The 6,009-nt window shown below is 75.5% G+C and carries 5 protein-coding genes and 1 pseudogene; 1 reads left to right on the top strand and 5 read right to left on the bottom strand.

Annotated elements, in window-relative coordinates; all coding sequences use genetic code 11:
- Positions 1–247 precede the first annotated feature (247 nt).
- The 5 genes and pseudogenes from lpdA to K6U79_10500 all read right to left on the bottom strand — a co-directional run bounded on the left by lpdA (position 248) and on the right by K6U79_10500 (position 5,545).
- Positions 248–1,717, bottom strand: a complete 1,470-nt coding sequence (gene lpdA, locus K6U79_10480; GenBank protein ID MCL6522778.1) for a dihydrolipoyl dehydrogenase — start codon at positions 1,715–1,717, stop codon at positions 248–250.
- Between the two features lie 74 nt (positions 1,718–1,791).
- Positions 1,792–2,430: an NTP transferase domain-containing protein gene (locus K6U79_10485; protein MCL6522779.1), complete on the bottom strand. Its 639-nt coding sequence runs from the start codon at positions 2,428–2,430 to the stop codon at positions 1,792–1,794.
- A pseudogene (locus tag K6U79_10490) lies at positions 2,408–3,537 on the bottom strand (XdhC family protein). Before K6U79_10490 ends, K6U79_10485 begins: the two are co-directional and overlap by 23 nt.
- A 6-nt stretch (positions 3,538–3,543) precedes the next feature.
- Positions 3,544–4,491: a MoxR family ATPase gene (locus K6U79_10495; GenBank protein MCL6522780.1), complete on the bottom strand. Its 948-nt coding sequence runs from the start codon at positions 4,489–4,491 to the stop codon at positions 3,544–3,546.
- A gap of 193 nt (positions 4,492–4,684) precedes the next feature.
- Positions 4,685–5,545 carry a sigma-70 family RNA polymerase sigma factor gene (locus K6U79_10500; GenBank protein ID MCL6522781.1) on the bottom strand — a complete coding sequence of 287 codons (861 nt, stop codon included), beginning with the start codon at positions 5,543–5,545 and terminating at the stop codon, positions 4,685–4,687.
- A 262-nt stretch (positions 5,546–5,807) separates the two neighbouring features.
- On the opposite strand from K6U79_10500, the gene K6U79_10505 reads away from it, so the two are divergent.
- Positions 5,808–6,009, top strand: a 202-nt coding sequence (locus tag K6U79_10505) for an EamA family transporter (GenBank protein MCL6522782.1), incomplete at its 3' end; no start/stop codon positions are given.

Below are 6,009 nucleotides of genomic sequence, written 5' to 3' on the forward strand. Positions count from 1 at the left end.
CCCCGCTCTGGGAGCAGGCCTCGGGAGGTAGGCCTGCTCCGCCCCCCGAAGGGCTTCCTTGGAACCCGGGTGCAGTGCGTCTCGGGCGACCGCCCCGGGTCCTGGAGAACGCCCGCCGATCCGGGGAGGTCCCCGCGCTCCTTAGGGCTTCCCGATCGGCGGTTCCAGGGACAGCCTAGCGCCGCCCGCCGCCGCGCACATCCGACGCTCGCCCGAAAGGCCGCGGCGGGCGCCTGGGGTCCGCACCCTAGCCGGCCGTCTCCGGCCTCCGCCGGGGGAGCGCGTGGACCGGCCGGCCCAAGCCGACGCCGGCGGCCTCCATGATGGTCTCCGGCAGGGTGGGATGGGCGTGGATGGTCAAGGCCAAGTCCTCCAGGGTGGCCCCCATCTCGATGGCCAGCACGGCCTCGCCGATGAGGCTGGAGGCGTCGGGTCCGACGATCTGTACGCCCAGGAGCGTGTGATCCCCCTTCTCGGCCACCAGCTGGACGAAGCCCTCGCCCCTCCCCTCGCCCAGCGCGCGGCCGTTGGCGGCGAAGTTGAAGCGCGCCACCAGGGGCTCGGCGCCCTGGCGGCGGGCCTCCTCCTCGTCCAGGCCGGCGGTGGCGATCTCGGGATCGGAGAAGATGACCGCCGGGATGGCGCGCGGCTCGAAGGCCGTGCGCAGACCGGCGGCGGCCTCCGCGGCGACGATGCCCTCGTGGCTGGCCTTGTGGGCCAGGAGCAGACCCCCGGCCAGGTCGCCGATGGCGAAGAGCCCCGGATGGCGCGTCCGCCTCTGCTCGTCCACCGCCAGGAAGCCTCGTCGGTCCGCCTCCAGGCCCACGGTCTCCAGGCCCAGCCCCTCGCTGTTGGGCCGCCTTCCCACCGCCACCAGGACCCTGTCGGCGGGGAGCCTGCTCTCGCTCCCGTCGGCCAGCCGGACGACCACCCGCCCCTGGCGGGCCTCCCCGTGCGGGGGCTCGCCCCCCAGGAGGCGGGCACCCTTGTGGACGGTGACGCCCATGCGGCGGAGGCGACGCTCCACCACCGCCACCAGCTGCGCGCCGACACCGCTGAGGATCTCCGGCAGCGCCTCCACCACGGTCACGCGACTCCCCAGCTTGGCGTAGACGGAGCCCAGCTCGATGCCGATGTAGCCGCCGCCCACCACCACCAAGTCGCCCGGCAGCTCGCCGAGCGCCAGCGCGCCGCCGGCGTCCAGCACCCACTCGCCGTCGAAGGGGAGCGCCTCCAGCGCGGCCGGCCGCGAGCCGGTGGCCAGAATGGCCTGGCGGAAGGCGATCTCGCCTCCCTCCGGCAGGGCCGCCCCGTCCCCGCCGGCCACCGGCTCCACCCGCACCCGTCCCGGACCGGCCAGCCGCGCCCGTCCGTGCAGGATGCGGACGCCGTTGCCCTCGAGAAGCTGGCGCACGCCGCGGGTCAGCTGCCGGACGACACCCTGCTTCCACGCCTGCAGCCGCCCCATGTCGACGCGGGCCTCGCCGAAGAGGAGGCCCATGGCCTCCGCCTCGCGGGCGCGCGCGAAGAGGTCGGCCGCGCTGATCAGCGCCTTGGAGGGGATGCATCCCTCATTCAGACAGACGCCGCCCAACTCGCCGGCGTCGACCAGCGTCACGTCCAGCCCCAGCTGGGCCGCCCGGATGGCGGCCACATACCCCCCGGGGCCTCCTCCCACGACCAGGAGCCCCGCCGGCTCCCGCCCCGCCTCGCTCAGCCTCCTCACCCCTTCCTCGCGTCGGGCGGGGGGCAGCTCGCCCCCTCCGCCGCCACCGGGCGGCCGGCCGCCCGCTACCAGCCCATCTCCTCGACCAGTCGGGCGTAGGTCTCCGGCTCGTCCACGTCCCGGAACCAGGGGCCGCGCCCCAGCTCCACGGGCAGCACCCTGCCGCGGTGGCGTGCCAGGAGCTGGCGGCCGCCCGCCTCCCCCTCCAGCGCCCGGAGCTCCGCCAGCAGCTCGCCGGCGAAGATCACCGGGTTGCGCAGCTCGCCCGCCTCGGCCGCCGCCACCGCCACCGCCTCGCCCCTGGCGGCGAAGGTCCGGACGAGGCGCTCCACCTGTGCGGCGCCCAGCGCCGGCTGGTCGGCCACCAGCAGGAGCAGCCCCTCGGGCGCCCCGCACTCCGTCACGGCCCGCGCCGCCGCCGCCACGGAGGAGCCCAGGCCGTCGGCGTAACGCGGATTGTACAGGCAGCGTAGCCTCTCCTGCTGGCCGCGCAGGCGCGCCCAGCGCTCCGCCTCCTCGCGGACGGCGCCGGCGGCGGCTCCGAGCACCACCCAGAGGCGGCCGTCGACCACCGAGGCGGCCTCTAGCGCCCGCGAGAGGAGCGTCTGCCCCGGCCCCGCCGCCAGGAGCGGCTTGGGTCTCCCCATGCGCCGGGAGAGGCCGGCCGCGAGGACGGCGGCGTCAAGCCTGCCCGGACGCGGCATGGATGGGCCCGGCCCGCCCGCTCAGGAAGCCGCCCCCGTGCCCGTTGCGGACCGCCAGCACCTCCGCCAGGATGCTGACCGCCACCTCCTCCGGCCCCTCGGCGCCCACGTCCAGGCCCACCGGGGCGTGGAGGCGCGCCAGCGCCTCGGGCGGGGGCTCGAAGCCCTCCGCGCGCAGGTCGCCCAGGATCCGCTCCGCCCGCGCGCGCGGCCCCAGAAGCCCCACGTAGGCCGCCTCCGAGGCCAGGGCGAAGCGCACGCAGGCGCGGTCGCGCTCCAGGTGGTGGTTCATCACCACGGCGTAGCTTCGCGCGCCCAGCGCGAGGCGCCCCTCCAGCTCCCCGGGCGCCGCCAACACCAGCTCGGCACCCGGAAAGCGTTCGGGTGTCACGTAGGCCTCCCGCGGGTCGACCACGCGCACGCGGAAGCCGAGCCGGCTCGCCAGGGCCGCCAGCGGCACGGCGTCGTCTCCTGCGCCGAAGAGGATCAGCTCCGGCGGGGGCGCCTGCACGTCGAAGAAGAGGGTGGCCCGCCCCCCGCCGGGAAGGTCGGTCTCGACCGTGCCGGAACGGGGATGGCGGGCCGCCAGGCGCCGGCGTGCCTCCTCCTCCGCCAGGCGGTCGAGCGCCGGCTCGCCCAGGCTGCCTTCCGCCCCGCCCTCGGCCGGGACGAAGAGGCGCCGCCCACCCTCCAGCAGGGTGACCAGCACCGCGGCACGGCCGCCGGCCACCGCCTGCAGCCACCGCTCGAAGGGCTCGCTCATCGCCCGCGCTCCCCGCCCCGTCCGCCGGGAAGCGGCTCGACGTAGACGTCCAGCGAGCCGCCGCAACCCAGGCCCAGGCTCCAGACCGTCTCGTCGTCCAGCTGGTAGTGGCGCAGGATCGGCCGCCCGCTCTCCATCGCCTGGCGCGCCACCTCGGCGATGTCGGCCTCGACGCAGCCGCCCGAGATGGTGCCCGTGATGCGCCCGTCCTCGTCCACCAGCAGCTTGGCGCCCTCGCGCCGGTAGGCCGAGCCCTGGACCCGCACCACCGTGGCCAGGGCCGCCCTCCGGCCCGCGCGACGGGCCTCCTCGATGGCCCGGAGCAGCTCCTCGCGCTCGCCCATGTCCGCTCACCTCCCGTCGTCCTCTTCGGCCAGCGCCTCCTCCAGGGCCTCCCGCAGCGGTCGGCCGCCGTTCCCGGCCAGCAGCTCCCAGTCCTCCCGGTCCTTCACGATACAGCCCAGCGTCTGCTCCACCACCGCCTCGTCCAGCCCGTCGCTGTGGAGGGCGACCAGCGCCCGCGCCCAGTCGAGGCTCTCGGCCACGCCGGGAGCCTTGTTGAGCGAGAGCGCGCGCAGCCGTCCCACGAAGCGCGCGATCTGCCGCGCCAGGCGCCGGTCGATGCCGGGCAGCCGCGCCTCCAGGATGCGGACTTCCTTCTCGAAGTCCGGGTAGGGGATCCATAGGTAGAGGCAGCGCCGCCGCAGCGCGTCGCTCAGCTCGCGCGTGCGGTTGGAGGTGAGGATGACGTAGGGCTTCTCCCGGGCGCGGATGGTGCCGATCTCGGGGATGGTCACCTGGAACTCGGCCAGCACCTCCAGCAGGAAGGCCTCGAACTCCTCGTCCGCCCGGTCGATCTCGTCGACCAGGAGCACCGGCGCCCGCTCCTGCGTGATCGCCTCCAGCAGCGGCCGGCGCAGCAGGAAGGCCTCGCTGAAGATCTCCGCCTCGCGGGCCCCGGCCGGGAGACCGCTCTCCTCGCTCAGGCGGATGTGCAGCATCTGCTTGGGGTAGTTCCACTCGTAGAGCGCCGTGGAGGCGTCCAGCCCCTCGTAGCACTGGAGCCGGATGAGCCGCGTCTGGAGCACCTCGGCCAGCACCTTGGCGATCTCCGTCTTGCCCACGCCCGCCGGCCCCTCCACCAGGAGCGGCTTCTCCAGGGCCAGCACCAGCCGGAGCGCGGTGACCACCGGACGGTCGGCCACGTAGCCGTGCGCCCGGAAAGCCGCCTCGATGTCGCCGCCGGCCAGCGGGCGGACGGCGCGCCCCTCGTCCGTCGTCTCCCCCGTCGGCCTCACCCCCTCGCCTCTCCCCGGGGACCGGGCGTCCCTCTCTACCCTAGCCCGACTTCCGGGAAGGCGCGAGCGCCCCTCCCCGAGGCGTCCGCGCGCCGCGGACAGAGACCGCCCCGGGCGGGCGTCCGCCGCCTCCCGGGCGGGATCGGTCGATTCTTCCGGCTTCTGGGGAGATCTCCTCCCGGCGGGGGAGGGGTCAGGAGGCCAGGAACTCCGCCAGCTCTCGGCCGGCGGTGCGGCGCAGCTTGCGCAGGGCGCGCTGCTCCAGCTGGTGGACGCGGCAGCGGCTGACGCCCATCCGGCGCGCCACCGCCTCCAGCGTCCGGGGCTCATCGCCGCCGAGGCCGTAGCGCAGCGCCAGCACCTGCCGCTCCCGCGGGGTGAGGCCCTCCAGGAGGCGACGCACCTCCAGCGAGAGCTGGCGGCTCATGGCCACCTCGTCCAGTTCGGCCGAGGCCGCCTCGTCGCGGACGAAGTCGCCCAGCCGCCCCTCCTCCCGCTCCCCCACGGGCGCCTCCAGCGAAACGGGCTCGCCGGCCGCCCGGAGGATGGCCCGCACGCGCTCCACGCCCGTGCCCGCCTCGCCGGCGAGCTCCTCGGGGCTGGGTTCGCGGCCCTCGCGGCGCGTGAAGGCCTCCTCGGCGCGGCGCAGCCGGTTGGCCTCGCCGGCCGGCAGGCGGATGGCCCGCGCCTGGTTGTCGATGGCGCGTACCATCGCCTCGCGGATCCACCAGGTGGCGTAGGTGCTGAAGCGGTAGCCCCGCCGCCAGTCGAACTTCTCGACGGCGTGGATGAGGCCCAGGTTGCCCTCCTGGATGAGATCCGCCAGGGGGAGACCGCGCCCGGTGTAATGGCGCGCCAGGCTGACCACCAGCCGCAGGTTCGACTCCACCAGCCGCCGGCGCGCCTCGCGCTCCCCCTGCTCGGCACGCCGGGCCAGCGCGCGCTCCTCCTCCTCGTCCAGGAGGGGCTGCCGGCCGATCTCATCCAGGTAGAGCCGGAGCGAGTCCTGCACCCGCTCGTCGCCCTCCTGTCCCTCCCAAGGCAGGCTGGACATCTCGCTCGCCTCGCTCCCGTCTTGCGAGTCCGCCGCTGGTCCGGCGGCGGGACCCTTGCAGGAAGCTTGCCGTCCGCTCTCCGTACCCTTGCAGCAACCTTTCCAAGGCTGACGATAAAAAAAGCGGTCGCAAGCCGCCATTCCACCAAAGGAGCATCTTCTCGCAGGCGGCGGACGCCAAGCGGATGATCCGGCCTCTCGCCCGGCCGGCAGGAAGCCTCCCCCTTCCCGGCATAACCCTTCCGGGCAAGGGGGGCGGGGGGTGCGCGGAGAGCTTCCCGCGGAGGTGGCGGAAGCTCGGCCAACACGCGCGGCGGCGGCGCTGCGGGTGCTGGCGGGGGCGGTGCTCTGGGGGACCACGGGCACCGCCCGCGCGCTGGCGCCCGTCGCCGCCTCGCCTCTGGCGGTGGGAGCCGCCCGCCTGCTTCTGGGCGGTTCGGTCCTCTTGCTGCTCGCCGCCGGGC

This window comes from Bacillota bacterium, from assembly GCA_023511835.1.
Taxonomy (GTDB): domain Bacteria; phylum Bacillota; class Sulfobacillia; order JAIMAT01; family JAIMAT01; genus JAIMAT01.

What these genes read in the sequence shown, in the direction of transcription:
- K6U79_10485 (MCL6522779.1), bottom strand. Translation starts at nt 2,430, where the DNA reads ATGCCGCGTCCGGGCAGGCTTGACGCCGCCGTCCTCGCGGCCGGCCTC.
- K6U79_10500 (MCL6522781.1), bottom strand. Translation starts at nt 5,545, where the DNA reads ATGTCCAGCCTGCCTTGGGAGGGACAGGAGGGCGACGAGCGGGTGCAG.